The organism is Arenimonas malthae CC-JY-1 (genome assembly GCF_000747075.1).
Classification (GTDB): Bacteria; Pseudomonadota; Gammaproteobacteria; order Xanthomonadales; family Xanthomonadaceae; genus Arenimonas; species Arenimonas malthae.
On record NZ_AVCH01000021.1, the window covers coordinates 20,094 to 40,825 of the forward strand.

Below are 20,732 nucleotides of genomic sequence, written 5' to 3' on the forward strand. Positions count from 1 at the left end.
CCCGATGGCCCTGCCGATGCCCACCACCGCCGACCTGCTGCCGCTCGGGCCCGAGATCTTCGTCTGCGGCGCGGCCTTCGCGCTGCTGATGATCGACCTGTTCCTGTCGGACGCGCGCCGCGGCCTGACCCACTTCCTGGCCCTGTTCATCCTGGCCGCGGCGGCGGTGCTGACCATGCGCGACATGGCGATGGAGCCGGCCTTCGGCTTCGCCAATATGTTCGTGCGCGACACCGCCAGCGACGTGCTCAAGGTCGCCGTGTACCTGGTCGCCGGCGCGTCCTTCGTGTACGCCAAGCCCTACCTGCAGGACCGCGGCCTGTTCAAGGGCGAGTTCTACGCGCTCGGCCTGTTCTCGGTGCTGGGCATGATGCTGATGATCTCGGCCGGCAGCCTGCTGACGCTGTACCTGGGTCTCGAGCTGCTGGCGCTGAGCTCCTATGGCCTGGTGGCCATGGACCGCGACAGCTCGCGATCGTCCGAGGCGGCGATGAAGTACTTCGTGCTCGGCTCGATGGCCTCGGGCCTGCTGCTGTACGGCATGTCCATGGTCTACGGCGCCACCGGCAGCCTGCAGCTGGGCGAAATCCACGCCGCGGCCGCGGCCACCGGCGACCGCACCCTGCTGCTGTTCGGCGTGGTGTTCATGCTGGTGGGCATCGCGTTCAAGTTCGGCGCGGCGCCGTTCCATATGTGGCTGCCGGACGTCTACCACGGCGCCCCGACCGCGATCACGCTGTTCATCGGCTCGGCGCCCAAGCTGGCGGCCTTCGGCATGGCCTACCGCCTGCTCGAATCCGGCGTGGGCCCGCTCGACGCGCAGTGGCAGGACATGGTGGCCTGGCTGTCGGCGCTGTCGCTGGTGATCGGCAACCTGGTCGCGCTGGTGCAGACCAACCTCAAGCGCATGCTGGCCTACTCGACGATCTCGCACGTGGGCTTCCTGTTCATGGGCCTGGCCCACGGCGGCCAGCTGGGTTACGGCGCGGCGATGTTCTACGCCATTTCCTATGCGGTGATGTCGGCCGCGGCCTTCGGCGCCATCATCCTGCTCTCGCGCAAGGGCCACGAGGCGGAGGAGATCTCCGACTTCCGCGGCCTGTGGGCGCGCAACCCGCTGCAGGCCATGCTGGTGCTGTTCGTCATGGCCTCGCTGGCCGGCGTGCCGCCGTTCCTGGGTTTCTGGGCAAAGCTCGAGGTGCTGCTGGCGGCGCTGGACGCGGGCCTGCTGTGGCTGGCCATCGTCGGCGTGGTGTGCGCGGTGATCGGCGCCTTCTACTACCTGAAGGTGATGAAGGCCATGTTCTTCGAGGAGCCGGAAGGCGAGGGCCCGCGGGTCCACCCGGACCGCCACCTGCGCCTGCTGTTCGCGGTCAATGCGGTCGCGCTGCTGGTGCTGGGCCTGTTCGCCGACACCATCCTGCACTGGTGCGGGCTGGCCTTCCCGGTCTGAGGCGCTGGTTGAACGCCGGGCTTGCGCTGGAAACCGCGACGCCCCTATAATGCGCGTCTACTGCTGCGGGGTGGAGCAGTCTGGCAGCTCGTCGGGCTCATAACCCGAAGGTCGCAGGTTCAAATCCTGCCCCCGCTACCAGTTTCTGGCGATGTCTTCCGAAAGGAATCACCGCTCAGGCTTTTTCCCTCGGGCCGGCCGCTTGGCCGGTCCCGGGAAGCCGGAACCTGGATGTACCGGAAAAGGGCCTTACGGCCCTTTTTTGTTTTCGAAATTCAAGAAACGCAGAGGCAGCAGGACCGACCCGATGACCGGCAAGGCGACTGAAATCAGCGAACTGCTCGCGCCCACCGTGGCCGCGCTCGGGCTCGAGCTGCTGGGCGTGGAATTCGCGCCCACCGGCAACAGCGCCTTGCTGCGCATCTACATCGATGCGCCCGGGCGCCACGTCGCGATCGAGGACTGCGAGGCCGTCAGCCGCGAAGTTTCGGCCGTGCTCGACGTGGAGGACCCGATCACCTCGGCCTACACGCTGGAAGTGTCGTCGCCGGGCATCGACCGCCCGCTGTTCACGCCGGCGCAGTTCGCGCGCTTCGTGGGCGAGCAGGCCAAGCTCACGCTGCGCCTGGCGCAGGACGGTCGCCGCCGCTTCATCGCCCGCATCACCGGCGTCGAAGGCGACGTGGTGCTGCTGTCGCACGAGGCCGGCGACATGCGCGTGAAGCACGACAACATCGAGAAGGCGCGCCTGGTCCCCGACCTGGTCGCCCTGGGCCTCGCGGCCCAACCCAAGCCCACCGGCCCGCGCGGCAAGCGCAAGGCCGACAAAGAATCCTGATTACACCTGAGGCGCCCGACGCCTTTCACGGAGCTGGAAGAGATGAGCAAGGAACTGTTGCTGGTGATGGAAGCGGTCGCCAACGAAAAGGGCGTGCCGCGCGGCGTGATCATCGAGGCGATGGAGGCCGCGCTGGCGTCCGCCGCCAAGAAGCGCTACCACGAGCAGGACGTCGCCATGCGCGTCTCGATCAACCCCAAGGACGGCAGCTACGAGACCTTCCGCCGCTGGGAAGTGGTGGCCGACGACGTGGTGATGGAATCGCCGGACCGCCAGATCCGCATGATGGACGTGGTGGACGACAAGCCGGACGCCCAGGTCGGTGACTTCGTCGAGGAGCAGGTCGAGAACGCCGAGTTCGGCCGCATCGCCGCCCAGGCCGCCAAGCAGGTCATCGTGCAGCGCGTTCGCGAAGCCGAGCGCGCGCAGGTGATCGACGCCTGGCGCGACCGCATCGGCGAGCTGGTGAACGGCATCGTCAAGCGCGTCGAGCGCGGCAACGTCTACGTCGACCTCGGCGGCAACGCCGAAGCCCTGATCCCGAAGGACAAGGCCATCCCGCGCGACGTGCTGCGCCCGGGCGACCGCGTCCGCGGCTACCTGCTGGACGTGCGCGCCGAGACCCGCGGCCCGCAGCTGTTCATCAGCCGCACCGCGCCGGAATTCATGATCGAGCTGTTCAAGCTCGAGGTGCCGGAAGTCGGCCAGGGCCTGGTCGAGATCAAGGCCGCCGCCCGCGACCCGGGCGACCGCGCCAAGATCGCCGTGCTCGCGCACGACCACCGCACCGATCCCATCGGCGCCTGCATCGGCATGCGCGGTTCGCGCGTGCAGGCCGTGAGCAACGAGCTCAACGGCGAGCGCATCGACATCGTGCTGTGGTCGGACAACCCGGCCCAGTTCGTCATCAACGCCATGGCCCCGGCCGAAGTGCAGTCGATCATCGTCGACGAAGAGAAGCGCTCGATGGACCTCGCGGTCGCCGAGGACAAGCTGGCCCAGGCCATCGGCAAGGGCGGCCAGAACGTGCGCCTCGCCAGCCGCCTGACCGGCTGGCAGCTCAACGTCATGACCCAGGACCAGGTCACCGCCAAGTCCGAGTCCGAGCAGGCCACCGCCCGCCAGCTGTTCATGGACAAGCTGGAAGTGGACGAGGAGATCGCCGGCATCCTGGTCGCCGAGGGTTTCAGCACGGTCGAGGAAATCGCCTACGTGCCGGCCGCCGAGCTGCTGGCCGTCGAGGGCTTCGACGAGGACATCGTCGAGGAGCTGCGCGCCCGCGCCCGCGACGCGCTGCTCACCGAGGCCCTGCAGGTCGAGGAGGAGATCGAGGAGCACAAGCCGGCCGACGACCTGCTGTCGCTCGACGGCATGGACGAGGCCACCGCCTACGCCCTGGCCGCGCGCGGCGTCGCCACCCGCGACGACCTGGCCGAGCTCGCCACCGACGAGATCACCGACATCGAAGGCATGGACGAGGAGCGCGCCGCGAAGCTGATCATGGCTGCCCGCGCGCACTGGTTCGAGTAACACGGCCGACACCCGCAAGCCCCGAGTTACACCATTGCGCGCCAGGCGCGCAGGACACCAAGGAATCACCACCACATGTCTGAAGTCACCGTAGGTTCGCTGGCCAAAGTGCTGGGTATGCCCGTCGAGAAGCTGCTCGAGCAGCTTTCCGGCGCCGGCATGACCTTCAGCGGGCCGGATCAGGTGGTCAGCAGCACCGAGAAGATGAAGCTGCTCGGTTTCCTCCGCCGCACGCACGGCAAGGACGACAAGCCGGCCGAAGCGGCCGCGCCGAAGAAGATCACGCTGCAGCGACGCAAGCAGGAAGAGCTGACCGTCAGCGCCGGCAAGACCAAGGCCACGGTCACCGTCGAGGTGCGCCAGAAGCGAACCTACGTCAAGCGCGACGAGGTGGAAGCCCCGGTGTCCGACGAGCGCGCCGAGGCCCTGCGCAAGCTCGAGGAGTCCAAGGCCCGCAACGACGCCGAGCTGGCCGCGCTGAGCGAATCCGACCGCAAGCGCGCCATGGAGCGCGAGGCCGAGGAAGCCCGCATCCGCAACGAGGAAGCGGCCCGTGCCGCCGCCGAAGCCGCCGCGGCGGCGGTCGCCGACGAACCCGTCGCGGCGCCGGTGGCCAAGGCCCCGTCCGAGCCGGCCCTGCCGCCGGGCGCCATCGTCATCCACGAGCCGCGCAAGGCGCGCACCGAGGCCAAGGTCCACGCCAAGCCGGCCGCGCCGGCCCGGCCGATGCCCGCCGGCCCGAGCAAGGCCCCGGCCCCGGGCGCCAACAAGCCCGCCGGCAAGCACAAGGCCGTGCGCGGTTCCCACGCCATGGTGGACAACGAGGGTGACGAGGGCCAGGCCAGCCGTTTCGCCGCCGGCCAGCTGCACCTGACCGATTCCGAGCGCGCCCGCCGCGGCGCCGCCGGCAACCGCAAGAAGCCCAAGATGCGCATGGCCGAGCCGTCGCGCACCGCCAGCGGCCAGCACGGCTTCTCCCGCCCGACCGCGCCGATCGTGCGCGAGGTCTTCATCGGCGACAGCATCTCGGTGGCCGACCTGGCCCAGAAGCTGGCCATGAAGGGCGGCGAAGTGGTGCGCGCGCTGTTCAAGATGGGCGTGATGGCCACCATCAACCAGGTGATCGACCACGACACCGCGGTGCTGGTGGTCGAGGAACTGGGCCACAAGGCCAGCAAGACCGCCGAGGACGACGCCGAGACCGCGCTGGTCGCGCACGTCGAGGAAACGCAGGGCGAGAAGCGCCCGCGCCCGCCGGTGGTCACCATCATGGGCCACGTCGACCACGGCAAGACCTCGCTGCTCGACTACATCCGCCGCACCAAGGTCGCCTCGGGCGAGTCGGGTGGCATCACCCAGCACATCGGCGCCTACCACGTCGAAACCGACAAGGGCGTCATCAGCTTCCTCGACACCCCGGGCCACTCGGCGTTCACCGCCATGCGCGCCCGCGGCGCCAAGCTCACCGACATCGTGGTGCTGGTGGTCGCGGCCGACGACGGCGTGATGCCGCAGACCATCGAAGCGGTGCAGCACGCGCGCGCCGCCAAGGTGCCGCTGCTGGTGGCCGTGAACAAGATGGACAAGCCGGAAGCCAACCCGGACAACGTCAAGCAGGGCCTGGTCAAGCTCGAGGTCGTGCCGGAAGAGTGGGGCGGCGACGTGCAGTTCGTGCCGGTGTCGGCCAAGACCGGCATGGGCGTGGACGCGCTGCTCGACGCCATCTCGGTGCAGGCCGAGGTGATGGAACTGCAGGCCGTGTACGACGCCCGCGCCACCGGCGTGGTCATCGAGGCGTCGCTCGACAAGGGCCGCGGCCCGGTCGCGACGGTGCTGGTGCAGCAGGGCACCCTGAAGAAGGGCGACTACCTGGTGTGTGGCACCTACTACGGCCGCGTGCGCGCGCTGTTCGACGAAAACGGCAAGCAGGTGGACGCGGCGGAGCCGTCGATCCCGGTGCAGGTGCTCGGCCTGTCGGGCGTGCCCGACGCCGGCGACGACTTCGTGGTCGTGGCCGACGAGCGCCTGGCCAAGGACGTTGCCCAGCAGCGCGACGCCAAGAAGCGCGAGTCGCGCCTGGTCGCCGCCGCCGGCACCCGCATGGAAGACATCATGGCCCAGATGGGCCAGGACAGCGGCCAGGTCACCCTGAACCTGCTGGTCAAGGCCGACGTGCAGGGCTCGGTCGAGGCGCTGCGCCAGTCGCTGGTGGCGCTCTCGAACGACATGATCAAGGTCAACGTGATCTCCTCGGGCGTGGGCGGCATCACCGAATCCGACGCCACGCTCGCCGCGACCTCGAAGGCCGTCATCATCGGCTTCAACGTCCGCGCCGACGCCAGCGCCCGCAAGGTGATCGAGAGCAACGGCCTCGACCTGCGCTACTTCTCGATCATCTACGACGTCATCGACCAGGTTAAGCAGGTGGCTTCCGGCCTGCTGGGCAAGGAGATCCGCGAGGAAATCATCGGCATCGCCGAGGTCCGCGACGTGTTCCGCAGCTCCAAGTTCGGCGCCGTGGCCGGTTCCCTCGTCATCGAGGGCACGGTCAAGAAGAGCAAGCCGATCCGCGTGCTGCGCGACAGCGTGGTCATCTTCGAGGGCGAGCTCGAGTCGCTGCGCCGCTTCAAGGACAACGTCGAGGAAGTCCGTTCGGGCACCGAATGCGGCATCGCGGTGAAGGCGTACAACGACGTCAAGCCGGGCGACCAGATCGAGTGCTTCGAACGCATCGAGGTCCAGCGCACGCTGTAAGGCGGGCGCGACGCCATGGCGACCAAGAGCTTCTACCGCACCGACCGGGTCTCGGCGCAGCTGCGCCGGGACCTCGGCCAGATCGTCCACGAGGCCGTGCGCGAGCACGGCCTGCCGTCGGTCTCCGTGTCCGACGTCGAGGTGACGCGCGACCTGGCCCACGCCAAGGTCTTCGTCACCGCGCTGCTGGCCGAGCAGGGCCCGGTGGCCGTGAAGGCGCTCAAGGAGCTGGCGCCCGAGCTGCGCTACCGCCTCGGCCAGGCCGTGCGCATGCGCCACGTGCCCGAGCTGCATTTCCACTACGACGATTCGGTGGACAAGGGCGAGCGCATCGAGAAACTGCTGCGCGAGAACCCGCCCGCTCCCGCCGAAGACTGAGGCCCCGCCCGTGGGCCGCACCGTCTTCCGACCGCTCGACGGCATCCTGCTGCTCGACAAGCCCGCCGGCCTGAGCTCCAACCAGGCCCTGCAGCGCGTGCGCCACCTCTACCGCGCCGAGAAGGGCGGCCACACCGGCGCGCTCGACCCCCTGGCCACCGGCCTGCTGCCCCTGTGTTTCGGCGAAGCCACCAAGATCGCCGGCCTGCTGCTGGGCGGCCGCAAGGCCTACGAGGCCGAGGTGGTGCTGGGCGTGGTCACCGACACCGACGACGCCGACGGCCAGGTGCTGCGTGAACGCCCCGTTCCGGCGCTCGACCGGGCCCGGGTGGAGGCGGCGCTGGCGCCGTTCCTGGGCCGCATCCGCCAGCGACCGCCGATCTATTCCGCGCTCAAGCAGGGAGGCGAACCGCTGTACGCCAAGGCCCGGCGCGGCGAAGCCATCGAGGTGCCCGAGCGCGAGGTGGACATCGAAGCCATCGAACTGCGCTCCCTGGACGGCGACCGCCTGCGGCTGGCCGTCACCTGCGGCTCCGGCACCTACATCCGCAGCCTGGCCCGCGACCTGGGCGAGGCCCTGGGCTGCGGCGGCCATATTTCGGTGCTGCGGCGCACCTGGGTCGAGCCCTTCACGGCCCCGCGCATGGTTACCCTGGACGCGCTCCAGGCCCTGGCCGGGCAGGGCGGCGAGCCCGCGCTGGATGCCCTGCTGCTGCCCGTCGAGGCCGGCCTGGCGCACTTCCCGGCCGTGGCGCTGGACCCGGCGCAGGCGCGCCGGATCGCCCAGGGCCAGCCCGTGCCCGTCGCAGGCCCGCCCGAGACCGAGCTCAACCTCACGGACCTGAACGGCCGGAGCCTGGGCCTGGGAAGGCGCGGGGAGGACGGCCAGGTGTGGCCGAAACGCCTGTTCCGCTGGGCGGCCCACGCATAAAGCCTTGTTCCGCAAGGCCCGCTCCGTTAAACTTTCGCGGCAATTTTCCGTTGTATTCCCCAACCGGCGGGCCAATGCGGTGCGTCGTCGCCTCTGGCGGCGTTCCTGCGGGCTGCGCATCACCATAGAGAAGAAACCATGTCCATCGATTCCGCCAAGATCATCGAAGAGTTCAAGCGCACGCCGAACGACACCGGCTCCCCGGAAGTCCAGGTCGCGCTGCTCTCCGCCCGCATCGACCAGCTGACCGACCACTTCAAGGCCCACAAGCAGGACCACCACTCCCGCCGCGGCCTGCTCAAGATGGTCAACCAGCGCCGCAGCCTGCTGGGCTACCTGAAGAAGAAAGACGCCGCGCGCTACCAGACGCTCATCGAGCGCTTGGGCCTGCGCCGCTGAGCAACGCTAGACCCACACGGCGCAGAAATGCGCCGTGTGCATTTTGGGATTCCCAGAATGCGCCAACCGCGGGGCAGGGTGCCCCCCGGGAATGAATCCAGAGACAAAGGAAGCGATAAACGTGGCGAAAGTAACCAAGACGTTCCAGTACGGTCAGCACCAGGTCACCCTGGAAACGGGCGAAGTCGCCCGCCAGGCCAGTGGCTCGGTCATCGTGAAGATGAACGATACCGTCGTGCTGGTGACGGCGGTCGGCAACAAGAACGCGAAGGAAGGCATGGACTTCTTCCCGCTCACCGTCGACTACATCGAGAAGTTCTACGCCGGCGGCCGCATCCCGGGTGGCTTCTTCAAGCGCGAAGGCCGCCAGACCGAGCGCGAGACCCTGGTCTCCCGCCTGATCGACCGTCCGATCCGCCCGCTGTTCCCCGAGCACTTCCGCAACGAAGTGCAGGTGATCGCCACCGTCATGTCGCTCAACCCGGAAGTGCCGGGTGACATCCCGGCCCTGATCGGCGCCTCCGCCGCGCTGGCCCTGTCGGGCATCCCGTTCTCGGGCCCGATCGGCGCCGCCAAGGTCGGTTACGCCAACGGCCAGTACCTGCTCAACCCGTCCACCACCGAGCTCAAGACCTCGGACCTGGAGCTGGTCGTCGCCGGTACCGCCAACGCCGTGCTGATGGTCGAGTCTGAAGCCAAGGAGCTGAGCGAAGACGTCATGCTCGGCGCCGTGATGTTCGGCCACAAGCAGATGCAGGCCGTCATCAACGCCATCAACGAGCTGGTCGCCGAAGTCGGCGTGAAGCATTGGGACTGGAAGGCGCCGGAAAAGGCCCAGGCCCCGATCGACGCGCTCAAGGCCGCCATCGGCGACAAGCTGGCCGCTGCTTTCCAGATCAAGGACAAGCTGGCCCGCCGCGACGCCATCTCGGCGCTCAAGAAGGACGTGCTCGAGTCGCTCAAGCCGCAGGCCGAGGCCAATGGCTGGAACCTGGCCGACCTGGGCAAGGAGTTCGGCGAGCTCGAGTACAGCACCATGCGTGACTCGGTCCTCAAGACCAAGGTCCGCATCGACGGCCGCGCCCTCGACACCGTCCGCCCGATCACCGTCAAGACCGGCGTGCTCCCGCGCGTGCACGGCTCGGCGCTGTTCACCCGCGGCGAGACCCAGGCCATCGTGGTCGCCACCCTGGGCACCGCCCGCGACGGCCAGATCATCGACGCCGTGGAAGGCGAGTCCAAGGACCACTTCCTGTTCCACTACAACTTCCCGCCGTACTCGGTCGGCGAAGCCGGCCGCATGATGGGCCCGAAGCGTCGCGAAATCGGCCACGGCCGCCTGGCGCGCCGCGGCGTGCAGGCGATCATGCCGACCATGGAGTCGTTCCCGTACACCATCCGCGTGGTCTCCGAGATCACCGAGTCGAATGGTTCGTCCTCGATGGCCTCGGTCTGCGGTTCCTCGCTGGCCCTGATGGACGCCGGCGTGCCGGTGAAGGCCCCGGTGGCGGGCATCGCCATGGGCCTGGTCAAGGAAGGCGGCGACTACGTCGTGCTGTCGGACATCCTGGGTGACGAAGACCACCTGGGCGACATGGACTTCAAGGTGGCGGGTACCGAGAACGGCATCTCCGCGCTGCAGATGGACATCAAGATCGACGGCATCACCGAGGAGATCATGAAGGTCGCGCTGGCCCAGGCCAAGCAGGGCCGCCTGCACATCCTCGGCGAGATGGCCAAGGCCATCACCGCGCCGCGCTCGGAGCTGTCCGAGTACGCGCCGCGCCTGCTGACCATCAAGATCCACCCGGACAAGATCCGCGAAGTGATCGGCAAGGGTGGTGCCACCATCCAGGGCATCACCAAGGAAACCGGCACCCAGATCGACATCCAGGACGACGGCACCATCGTGATCGCCTCGGTCAACGCCGCCGCCGCCCAGGCCGCGAAGGCGCGCATCGAGCAGATCACCTCGGACGTCGAGCCGGGCCGCATCTACGAAGGCAAGGTCGCCAAGATCATGGACTTCGGTGCGTTCGTCACCATCGCCCCGGGCAAGGACGGCCTGGTGCACGTGTCGCAGATCTCCAACGAGCGCGTCGAGAAGGTGTCCGACAAGCTCAAGGAAGGCGACCTGGTGAAGGTCAAGGTGCTGGAAGTGGACAAGCAGGGCCGCATCCGCCTGTCCATCAAGGCCATCGAGGAGGGCGAGGGCTGAGCCTTCGCTTCCTTCGCGTGACACGGAAAAGCGGGCTTCGGCCCGCTTTTTCTTTGTGCGTGTCCTGAAATTCAGGGGTGACAGCGTCGCCTGGCGTCGCTAGGGTTCAGGAGTGGCCGGTTCTCGGCGATCTAGGTGTGGGTGGATGATGGTGCGTGGCGTGGTTGAATGCAGAGCCAGTGTCATCGCCGGGATGCTTGGCCTTGCAGCAATGGCATTTTCGGCGCCGGGCTGGGCGCAGCAGTTCCAGCCTTACGACGGCGGGGTGGCCAAGGCCCCGCGCAAGAGCCAGTCCCCGGCCGGGTCGGAACGCGCCCGGCCGGCCGATGCCGGATGGCCGCAGCTGCGGCTGTCAGAAGTCTCGGTGCAGGAGGGGGACAGTGGTTCACGTACAGTAACCGTGCCGGTCACGCTGTCGTTCGCGTCCGGGAACGAGGTGCGTTTCTGGGTCGCGACATACGCCGGCACCGCCACTGCCGGCCAGGACTTCGTGCCCCGTGAAAGCGTGGAGATGCGAATCCCCGCGGGACAGACCCGCGTCGATTTCACCTTCGAGGTTCTCGGCGACCAACTGCCAGAACCTGATGAAACCGTGCGCGTCTCGGCTTATGGCGCATCGTGGGTCCAAGGCGAAACGCCTGACGTTCTGGTGACCATCCTCGACGACGACCACCCGGCCGGCACGCCGCCGGCGCCGGTTGCCCGCGGCGAGCGGCGCGTGATCGACAACACCGTCGCTTCGCTCGACATCGATGTGCTGGCCAACGACGACCTCGACGCCGGACTGATGGTGGGCGGGTCGCTCAGCGTGGTGGGCGCCTGGCCGCAGGGCCAGGCCACGGTGGTCGGCGACCGCATCCGATTCGTGCCGCGGGATGGCTTCCAGGGCGAGGATCGTTTCCAGTACCGCGTCTGCGACAAACTCGGGCGCTGCAGCGAGGCGGAGGTCACCGTGGTGATCCGGCCGGTGGCCCGGCTGGACCTCGACGTGGCGTCGCGGTCCGGCAACCATCGGCAGCCGATCACCGACCTGCCGCCGGTGTCGGGACTGCGATTCCATTCCACGCCGCTGGTCGCGCCGGTCCGGACGGTGTTCGCCCCGGTGGCAGACGACACCCCGGCCAGCCCCTGGGATTCTCCGGTCGGCCGTGCCGTGCTCCGTTTGCCGATGGTGACCGGAGAGGGCGCCGGCACGGTCGAACACCGCCTGATCGCCTACGTTTTGGAGAGTGCCGGCGGCGGGAAGCTGGATCTCTACCTTGGCATGGACTACGACGGCGATGGCCAGCCGGGACCCGACGAAGTGATCTGCATGGACTCGCAGTCGGCCACGCCCCGCTGCGATGCCCGCTTGCAGAGCCCCGGATACGGCGTCGACCACTACTGGGTGATGCTGCACAACCGCAATGCCGGCACGGCCAGTGCCGAACTGGCGATCTTCGACGTGCCGCTGCTGCCGGCCGACGGCACGCTGGTCGCCACGGGGCCCGGCAACCTGGAGCCCGGGGCCACCTTCGACCTCAAGCTCGGCTGGAACGATTCTGGATTACTGCCGGGCGATTTGCGCGCGGGCTATGTCATTGCCGGGCCGCAGGTGCCCAGTCAGCGCGACGGTTTCCCCATTCTCATTCACCGCACCGGCAGCGCCGAGGAGCCGCTCCTGCTCGCCTCCGGCCAGCCGGTCACGCTGCGCCTGGCACCCGGCAGCAGCCACCGCCGCATCTTCATCGACGTGCCCGAAGGCAGCATCAACCTGCGCGTGACCACCAGCGCACCGGATGCCTCCTTCCGCATCCAGCTGGTGCACGGTGGCGCCGATGCCGACCCCGGCGACACGGCGGTGCCGGAAGCACCGGCAGCCGGCGTGGCCACGGCGCGCGTGAAGCGCGGTGACGTGCTGCAGGCCGTGCCGGCGCCGGGACGCTGGTACATCGTGGCCCGTAACGAAGGCGCCATGCCCGGCGCCATGACCATCACCGCCACCGTCGAAGGCGCCGCACCCGTGGTGCGTCCCGGCAGCTACTTCAACGACGCGCGGCCGGGCCACGGCCTGTTCCTTTACCCGGCCGGCAACCAGTGGGCGGGCCTGTGGTACGCCTACGCCGACGACGGCCGTCCCACCTGGTACTACCTGCAGGGCGCCGCGCCCGGCGCGAACGGTGCCTGGGCCGGCGACCTCTACCGCGCCGCCTGGCACGGCAGCTCCAACGTGCTGGCGAAGGTGGGCCTGGCCACGGTCACGCCCACCGGCCCCGACGCCTTCACCTTCAGCTACACGCTCGACGGCCTGTCGGGCAGCGAACCAATGGCCGCGCTGGGCCGCGGCTGCCCGACGCCGGCGGGCCTGCCGCAGGACCTCAGCTCGCACTGGTTCAACCGCCAGCGCGCCGGCACCGGCTACAGCGTGCAGCTGTGGGAGCAGTACGAATACCTGGCGGCGTTCGTCTACGACGGCCGCGGCGAGCCGCGTTTCCTGGCCGGCGAACGCAGCGGCTTCGGCGGCGCCGAAGCGGTGCTGGCGCTCGAACAGCTCAGCGGTGCCTGCCCGACCTGCGCCTACGTGGCGCCGACGCGCACCGAGGTCGGAACGCTGCTGCGGCGCATCGCCAATGGCGCGCTGTCGCGAATCGAACTCGACGTCGAATACGCCGACGGCGTGCCCGGTACCTGGACCGCCGTCGACGACGTCCAGTTGCTCGGCGGCCCGGGCACCACGCAGGGCTGCCAGCCCTGATTTCCTCCATCACTCCTGTTCCGGAAGCGCCATGGCCCTGACCTCCGTCCGATCGATCAGCCGCCTCGCCCTGCTGGCGATTGCGTTCGCCGTACCCGGCGCGGGTGCGCAGACCATCACGACCATCGCCGGAAGCGGCCAGCCGGGGCCGATCGAGGAGAGCGAACCGGCCGACCAGGCCAACTTCGAGCGACCTACGGTGGCCACCAGGACCTTCCGGTCGATCTGGGTCGCGGATCGATTCCGCATCCGCTCGGTCTACTCGCAGTACGTGAACGCCATCATCGGCAACGGCATCGAGGGCTTTTCCGGCGACGGCGGACCGCCCCGCGAGGCGCGCATCCACGAGCCCGGCGGCGTGGTCTTCCGCCCGGGCGGCGACTCCTTCGGCATCATCTATTTCACCGACCCGGTCGCCCACCGCATCCGCGTGCTCGACCAGACCGGCATCGTGCACACCTTCGCCGGCGACGGCACCGCCGCCGACACCGGCGACGGCGGGACGGCGATCGACGCCCAGCTCGACACGCCGCGCGAGATCGTGCGCGTCGGCGGCGACCTCTACGTCGCCACCCGGCACAAGGTGCGCCGCATCCGCACTGGCCCCGAGATCTACAGGCTGCCCACCGGCACGATCAGCACCTACGCCGGTACCGGCGAGCCGGGCTTCTCGGGTGACGGCGGCCCGGCGCGCGCTGCGCGCTTCAACGATATAGGCGCGCTGGCCACGGGCCCGGACGGCTCGCTGTACGTCGCCGACAACGGCAATCACCGCATCCGCCGCATCGACCCCAATGGCATCGTTACCACGGTCGCCGGCAACGGCAGCGTCGGCGGCGGTGGCCTGGGCGGGCCCGCCACCGAAGCGCCGGTGTCGGACGTCACCGGCCTGTCCGTCGATTCGTCGGGGCGCCTGTACATCGCCCAGGGCCCGCGCCATCGCGTGCTGCGCGTCGACAGCCAGGGCCGCCTGCACCTGTACGCCGGCAACGGCACGGCCGGTTATTCCGGCGACGGCGGCCTGGCGCACCTGGCCCAGCTCGATACGCCGGCCGGCATCGCCATCGACGACGACGACCGGCTGTGGATCGTGGACCAGGGCAACCGGAGGATCCGCCAGGTCGAGGCCACGGCCGCCGACGGCGCCACCGTGCCGGCCGCGCCGGGCAAGCCGCGCGCCAGCTCGGCCTTCCAGGCGGCGTTCGTCGATATCGATGAGCCGGACGACGGCGGCAGCCGGATCCTGGGATACGTCTACGAAGCGACGCCGGCGGACACGCCGCCGGTCGAATCCGAATACGACCAGGCCACCGTCGGTGGCCTGCAGAACGGCCGCAGCTATACCTTCACGGTGAGGGCGCGCAACCTCGTGGGGCTGGGCCCGCCGTCGCCGCCTTCGAATCCGGTGGTGCCGGTCGCGGACATCGCGGGCCTGTCGATGGACGCGACCTCCGTGGCCGAAGGCGACGCCGGCAGCCGCGTGGCCAACGTCGTGTTCCGGCTCGACCGGCCGGCGACGACGCCGGTGGAATTCCAGATCGAGTCCGGCGGCGGCACGGCGACGCCCGGCGTCGACTACGTCGCGGTGCCGCGCACGACCCTGCGCATCGGGGTGGGGCAGAGCCAGGTCACGCTGCCAATCACCCTCCTGGGCGACACGATCCAGGAGCTGGACGAGACCATTACCCTGGCCTGGGACTTCGGCATCAGCGGTGCCACCCGCCGCATCGGCAGCCTGACGCCCTGGAACGTGCTGATCCAGGATGACGACGTGCAGTCGGTGGACATGCTGGTGCGCGACGACGGGCTGGTGCTCGCCGAGAACAGCCCCGCCACCGTGGTGCCGGTGATCGACAACGACGAGGTCGACCGCGCCCGGCTGGCCGGCGGCAGCCTCGTGATCCTGCAGGCGCCGACCCTGGGCACGGCGGTCGTGGACAACCGCGGTTCGCCCGCCAGCGCCGGCGACGACCACATCGTATTCACCGCCAACGCCGACACCGCCGGCGAAGACCTGTTCCTCTACCGCCTGTGCACCGGCGACGGTGCCTGCGACGACGGCGTGGTGACGGTGCGGCTGCGCCCGACGCCGCGCGTGGACAAGACGGTGGCCACGACCTCGGGCTCGCTGTTCACTACGCTGGAGGGCCTGCGCGCGCTGCCCTCGGCCACCTACGCCGCCACGCCGCTGGTGGCGCCGGTGACCGAAACCGGCACGCTGGCGCCCGATCCCACCCGCTTCCTGCCCTGGGACGGCGGCGACGGCCGCCACGTGCTTGCCCGCGCCCTGCCGGCGCACGCCGACGCCGCGCCGCGCCAGTGGAAGGTGCTGGTGGAAGCGGGCGACCCGACCGGGCCCGTGATCGACCTGTACGTGGGCCTGGACACCAACGACGACGGCCGCCCCAGCCCCGACGAACTGCGCTGCACCTCGGCGACGGTGGCGTCCATCGAACGCTGCGAACTCAGCATCGAGCAGCCGCCGGGCGAGGTCGTGCGCTGGTGGGCGATCGCGCACAACCGCGGCATCCCGGCCGCGCCGTTCCGGCTCGACGCGTATGAAGTCCCGATGCGCCCCGGCGATGGCAGCCTGTTTGCCACCGGCCCGGGCCGCGTCGCCGCCGTGGAGCCGTTGAAACTGCGCCTGGGCTGGAACGACCCGACGCTGCTGCCCGGCCAGTCGCGCGTGGGCTACGTGTCCGTTTCGGGCGGCGGTGGCCGCGACCTGGGCAGCTTCCCGGTGCGCCTGCAGCGGGAGGAGGGCGCCGATGCCGCCATCGTGCTGCAGCCCGGCGTAAGCAAGCGGATCGCGCTTGCGCCCGGCCGCAGCCACCCGGCCATCGTCGTGGACGTGCCGCTGGGCGCGTCGCGCATGACCGTCACCACGCAAAGCGCGCAGAACGTGGACCTGTGGCTCACGCGCTGGGACGCGCCGATGGACGCCGTGGTGTCGAAGGTGGGCCCGGTGCCGTCGGCGCCGCTGTATGCCGCCTATGGCCCCGGCGGCAACGAAACCCTGCGGGTGGAAGGCGGCGCGCTCACGCCGGGCCGTTGGTACCTGGTGCCGCGCAACGGCGGCGCCACGCCGGCCACGCTCGAGATCCGCGCCGACATCGAATCCAATACGCCCGCCGTGCGGCCCGGCAGCTATTTCAATGCCGACCGCTCCGGCCACGGCCTGTTCCTGTACCCCGCGGGCAACCAGTGGGCCGGCCTCTGGTACACCTACCTCGAGGACGGCACGTCCACCTGGTACTACCTGCAGGCGCCGGCACCGGGGCTGGACGGCATCTGGACCAGCCCGGTGTTCCGAGCCGCCTGGGATGGCGGCCGCAACGTGCTGACCGAGATCGGGCGTGCCTCGGTGACCCCGACCGGTGGCGACACCTTCAACTTCAGCTACACCGTGGATGGCGTCAGCGGCGGCGAACCGATGGCGCCGCTGGGCCGCGGCTGCCCGACGCTGGGCGGCGTGCCGGTGGACGCCAGTTCGCACTGGTTCAACCCGGCGCGGGCTGGCGCGGGTTACAGCGTTCAGCTGTTCCCGAACTACGAGTTCATCGCGGCGTTCGTCTACGACGCCCGCGGCGAGCCGCGTTTCCTGGCCGGCGAACGGCAGGGCTTCGGCGGCGCGACCGCGGATCTCGTGCTCGAGCAGCTGTCGGGCTTCTGCCCGACCTGCGAACGCCTGGCCGAGCCGGAACGCTTCGACGTCGGCGTGATCGGCCGCACCTTCACCCAAGGCCAGCTGCGCCGCATCTCGCTGGACGCGGCCTACACCGCCGGCGTTGGCGGAAGTTGGAGCGCCGACGAGGAGGTGCAGCTGCTGGGCGGGGCGGGGACCACGCAGGGGTGTGCGCCGTGAGGAGCCGGCGAGGCCGCGGACAGGGCTGAAAGATTCTCAGGCTGCGGTCGCCGGCAGTCGCTAGGGTGGGAGGCTGAGCTTCCTGTCGGTCCGACGCCCCAGCCATGAATCAGATCCCTTTGTTTTCCCGCGCCGCCGTCGCCGCGCTCCTCCTGCTGGCCGCCACGGCCGAGGCGGGAACCATCGAAACGGTGGCCGGCAACGGCAACCCCGCCTACTCGGGCGACGGCGGTCCCGCGACGCAAGCCAATGTCGATGCACCCACGGCCGTGGTCGCGGTGCCGGGCACCCAGGCTTTTTACTTCGCCGGAGGCACCACCCTCCGGCGCGTGGACGAGCAGGGCATCATCACCACCGTCGCTGGCCAGGGCGATCAGTCCGGCGGAACGGCCGGATACGCCGGCGATGGCGGGCCGGCGACCGCGGCGCTGCTGTCGGGTGCCACTTCGCTCGCCCTGAATCCGGCGAGCGGGGAGTTGTTCCTGGTGGACCGCGAGAACGCGCGCGTGCGCCGGATCGATTCGCAGGGCGTCATCACGACCTTCGCGGGCACGGGCCAGCACCTGTTCACCGCCGATCCCGGTCCGGCCGCGGAGCGGCCGCTCCGGTGGCCGCTGGTGCTCACCTTCGACGCCGGCGGCACGCTTTACATCGCAGACCACAGCAGCATCCGCAAGGTGGGGCCGGACGGCGTAATGCATCGCATCGCCGGCGACGGCACGGTCGGTTACAACGGCGACGGCATCCCCGCGGTCGGTGCCAAGCTCAATGCGCCGGACGGGCTGGTCGCCGCGCTCGACGGAAACCTCTATATCTCGGACCGCGGCAACGGCCGCCTGCGCAAGATCGATGCGAACGGCATCATCACCACGGTCGCCAACCTGTCCCCGACCGGGCTCGCCACCGATATCCATGGCAACCTCTACTTCGGCAAGTCCGGTTCGGCCCGGATCGAGCGCTACCTGCCGCATCTCGGCACGGTTGAGCCGGTCGTGGGCACAGGGGTCGCCGGTTTCTCCGGCGACGGCGGCCCGGCGCTGTCGGCGAACATCGGCAGCCTGACTTCCCTGGCGGTGTCGGAGTCGGGAGACCTCTACATCGCCGACCACGACAACTGGCGCGTCCGCCGCGTCGCTTCGCCCGACGCGGACCTGCCGCGGGCGGACATCGATGGCGCCTTCGTGCAGGAGGGCGACGAGGGCACCACCCCCGCGACCTTCACCGTCCGCCTTGACCGCCCGGCACCGGCGCCCGTGCAGTTCACGGTATCCACCTTCGACGTCACGGCCACCGACGACCATGATTACGTCCCGCTCACCGCCGAGGTCCACGAGATCGCGGCCGGGGCCAGCGAGGCGAGCTTCGTTGTCCAGGTGAACGGCGACCGTTTTGTCGAAGGTTACGAAGACTTCCGCGTCGAGGTGACCTTCCTTTCCGGCGCGCTCGTGTCCACGGGCGGCTACGTCGGCACTGTCACCGGCGCGATCTCCGATGACGACACGGCTGGCCAGCCGGTCTTCTTCCTTCGCGACGACCGCGACGTCGTCGCGGAAAATGCCACCCGGCGACAGCTGACGGTGACGTCGAACGACAGCGCCGACATCGGGCCCGACGGCGGGCTTTCGATCGTGACCCAGCCGGCGCGGGGCGTCGTCGAACTCGACTTCGGCATGCTCTGGTATACGCCGCAGCGCGACTGGACGGGTGAGGATGAGTTCACCTACCGCCTGTGCGAAACCGCGGCCCGATGCCTCCAGGCAAAGGCCAGGCTGGTCGTGCGTCCCGCCGAGGACGTCTACCTGTCTGTGTTGACGCATGCGGGGCGCGAACGGATTCGCCTTGGCGACCTTCGCGCGATGCCCGGCGCCCGGTTCCTGGCCACGCCGTTGGTCGAACCCGCGAGCCTCGAATTCCAGATCGGCGTCGATCCCGCACCGCAATCACCCTGGGACGATACGGCGGGCGTCGCGTGGCAGGTCCGCACCATTCCCGCGAGTGCACAGGCGCGCACCTTCAAGGTGCTCGCGATGGACGGCGGGGAAACGCCGTTCAACTCCACGCTGTACCTTGGGCGCGACCTGGACGGCGATGGCCGGCCCAGCGAGGGCGAGCAAGGATGCATCCAGGTCGAGTCCACCCGCCGCTGCGAACTCACGCTCACGCAGGCGGCGGGACAGGCGGTGTCGTACTGGGTGATGCTGCATAGCCGGAATGCCGAACCGCAGTCGGCGCGGGTGGAAGTATTCGAGGCGCCCCAAGGCGAAGGCGATGGCCGCTTCTTCGCCACGGCCCCGGGCCAGTTGCCCGCGGGACAGGACTTCGACCTCACCCTGGCCTGGGACGATCCCAGCTTCCTCGCCGGCCAGTGGCGCGCAGCCTACGTGCGCGTCTTCGCCGACGACGCCACTCCGACGGGCGAGTTCGCCGTCGTGCTACGGCGCGAGTTGTCGGTCGAGCGTCCCATCCGCTTGGTGGATGGCGTGACCACGCGGGTCGGCCTGGATGCCGACGGCGCCCACAAGTCCATCTACATCGACGTCCCGGCCGGGACCACCCGACTGCGCGTGAGCAGCCAAAGCGACGCGAACGTGGACCTGCACCTGGTGCCTGCCCTGTACGCCGGCGGCAGCGCAACGGGCGTCGCGCCGGTTCCCGAGCCTTACCAGCCGGTGGCGGTGGGCGAGGGCGCCACGGGCAACGAGGACGTCGCCGTGCAGGCCGGACTCGTCCAGCCGGCGCGCTGGTACGTCGTTGCCTACAACCGCGACGGCAGTCCCGCCAGCGTCGCCCTGACGGCGACGCTCGAGGCCGCGGCGCCGGTCGTGCGGCCGGGCAGCTACTTCAACGAGGCGCGTTCTGGCCACGGCTTGTTCCTCTACCCGGCGGGCGGCGTCTGGGCGGGGCTCTGGTACACCTACCGCGAGGACGGCTCGCCCACCTGGTATTACCTGCAGGCACCCGCGCCAGGCGCAAAGGGCGTGTGGACCTCGCCGATCTATCGCGCGGCCTGGGACGGAGATTCGAACCATCTCGTCGAGGTCGGCTCGGCCACGGTGACGCCGGGCGGGCCCGATGCCTTCCAGTTCAGCTACAGCATCGACGGCCTCGCCGGTTCGGAAGCCATGGCCAGCCTGGGCCGCGGTTGCCCCATGCTCGATGGCAGCCCGCAGGACCTCAGCTCGCACTGGTTCGACCCGGCCCACGCCGGTACCGGCTACAGCGTGCAGATGCTGTCCAACTATGAGTTCATCGCCGCTTTCGTCTACGACGGTCTTGGCGAGCCGCGGTTCCTGGTAGCCGAGCGCAGTGGCTTCGGGGACGCCGACGACGTGCTGGACGTCGAGCAGCTGGGCGGCGCCTGCCCGACGTGCACGTACTACGGCCGGCCGCAGCGCGCCACCGTCGGCTCGCTGCGACGCGTGCTTGGTGGCGGCACGCTGCAGTCGATCGAACTGGACGCCGTCTTCACCCTCGCGCCCTTGAACCACCCGATACCCGGGGCGTGGAGTTCGGTGGACGCCGTCGTTCCCCTTGGCGGCCCCGGTACGACGCAGGGATGCGAGCCCTGAGCCACTGGCGGGCAGGAGCGCCGCAACGTCCGGTTTTGCGCAGGCGCGGCGCGGCGGGTAATG

At 69.7% G+C, this 20,732-nt stretch carries 11 protein-coding genes and 1 tRNA gene; all 12 read left to right on the plus strand.

Annotation, left to right across the window (positions count from 1 at the left end; all coding sequences use genetic code 11):
• Window positions 1–4 precede the first annotated feature (4 nt).
• Window positions 5–1,453, plus strand: coding sequence for an NADH-quinone oxidoreductase subunit NuoN (nuoN, locus tag N790_RS02200; RefSeq protein WP_043800182.1), 1,449 nt, complete (start codon window positions 5–7; stop codon window positions 1,451–1,453).
• A 64-nt stretch (window positions 1,454–1,517) separates the two neighbouring features.
• Window positions 1,518–1,594, plus strand: a tRNA-Met gene (locus tag N790_RS02205).
• Between the two features lie 166 nt (window positions 1,595–1,760).
• Complete coding sequence (gene rimP, locus N790_RS02210; protein ID WP_043800183.1) at window positions 1,761–2,291, plus strand: ribosome maturation factor RimP; 531 nt, start codon at window positions 1,761–1,763, stop codon at window positions 2,289–2,291.
• A 42-nt stretch (window positions 2,292–2,333) separates the two neighbouring features.
• Complete coding sequence (gene nusA, locus N790_RS02215) at window positions 2,334–3,821, plus strand: transcription termination factor NusA (RefSeq protein WP_043800184.1); 1,488 nt, start codon at window positions 2,334–2,336, stop codon at window positions 3,819–3,821.
• Window positions 3,822–3,896: 75 nt separating this feature from the next.
• A complete protein-coding gene (infB, locus tag N790_RS02220; RefSeq protein WP_043800186.1) occupies window positions 3,897–6,575 on the plus strand; it encodes a translation initiation factor IF-2 in 2,679 nt (892 codons plus the stop codon).
• A gap of 15 nt (window positions 6,576–6,590) precedes the next feature.
• Window positions 6,591–6,953 carry a 30S ribosome-binding factor RbfA gene (gene rbfA / locus N790_RS02225; RefSeq protein ID WP_043800188.1) on the plus strand — a complete coding sequence of 121 codons (363 nt, stop codon included), beginning with the start codon at window positions 6,591–6,593 and terminating at the stop codon, window positions 6,951–6,953.
• Window positions 6,954–6,963: 10 nt separating this feature from the next.
• The gene (gene truB / locus N790_RS02230) at window positions 6,964–7,884 is read left to right on the plus strand and encodes a tRNA pseudouridine(55) synthase TruB (RefSeq protein WP_043800189.1); all 921 of its coding nucleotides are present in this window, start codon (window positions 6,964–6,966) and stop codon (window positions 7,882–7,884) included.
• Window positions 7,885–8,022: 138 nt separating this feature from the next.
• The gene (gene rpsO / locus N790_RS02235; protein WP_043800191.1) at window positions 8,023–8,283 is read left to right on the plus strand and encodes a 30S ribosomal protein S15; all 261 of its coding nucleotides are present in this window, start codon (window positions 8,023–8,025) and stop codon (window positions 8,281–8,283) included.
• A 121-nt stretch (window positions 8,284–8,404) separates the two neighbouring features.
• Window positions 8,405–10,501, plus strand: a complete 2,097-nt coding sequence (gene pnp / locus N790_RS02240) for a polyribonucleotide nucleotidyltransferase (RefSeq protein WP_043800192.1) — start codon at window positions 8,405–8,407, stop codon at window positions 10,499–10,501.
• Window positions 10,502–11,150: 649 nt separating this feature from the next.
• Window positions 11,151–13,235 carry an Ig-like domain-containing protein gene (locus N790_RS02245; protein ID WP_043800194.1) on the plus strand — a complete coding sequence of 695 codons (2,085 nt, stop codon included), beginning with the start codon at window positions 11,151–11,153 and terminating at the stop codon, window positions 13,233–13,235.
• A 31-nt stretch (window positions 13,236–13,266) separates the two neighbouring features.
• Window positions 13,267–17,100: an Ig-like domain-containing protein gene (locus N790_RS15060; protein WP_052385607.1), complete on the plus strand. Its 3,834-nt coding sequence runs from the start codon at window positions 13,267–13,269 to the stop codon at window positions 17,098–17,100.
• A 104-nt stretch (window positions 17,101–17,204) separates the two neighbouring features.
• A complete protein-coding gene (locus N790_RS15065) occupies window positions 17,205–20,669 on the plus strand; it encodes an Ig-like domain-containing protein (RefSeq protein ID WP_156969890.1) in 3,465 nt (1,154 codons plus the stop codon).
• The last annotated feature ends 63 nt before the right edge of the window (window positions 20,670–20,732 follow it).

Excerpts from the sequence above, each read along its gene's own strand:
- rimP (WP_043800183.1), top strand. The coding sequence starts at position 1,761 with ATGACCGGCAAGGCGACTGAAATCAGCGAACTGCTCGCGCCCACCGTG.
- N790_RS15065 (WP_156969890.1), top strand. The coding sequence starts at position 17,205 with ATGAATCAGATCCCTTTGTTTTCCCGCGCCGCCGTCGCCGCGCTCCTC.
- nusA (WP_043800184.1), top strand. The coding sequence starts at position 2,334 with ATGAGCAAGGAACTGTTGCTGGTGATGGAAGCGGTCGCCAACGAAAAG.
- nuoN (WP_043800182.1), top strand. The coding sequence starts at position 5 with ATGGCCCTGCCGATGCCCACCACCGCCGACCTGCTGCCGCTCGGGCCC.
- infB (WP_043800186.1), top strand. The coding sequence starts at position 3,897 with ATGTCTGAAGTCACCGTAGGTTCGCTGGCCAAAGTGCTGGGTATGCCC.
- rbfA (WP_043800188.1), top strand. The coding sequence starts at position 6,591 with ATGGCGACCAAGAGCTTCTACCGCACCGACCGGGTCTCGGCGCAGCTG.
- N790_RS15060 (WP_052385607.1), top strand. The coding sequence starts at position 13,267 with ATGGCCCTGACCTCCGTCCGATCGATCAGCCGCCTCGCCCTGCTGGCG.
- rpsO (WP_043800191.1), top strand. The coding sequence starts at position 8,023 with ATGTCCATCGATTCCGCCAAGATCATCGAAGAGTTCAAGCGCACGCCG.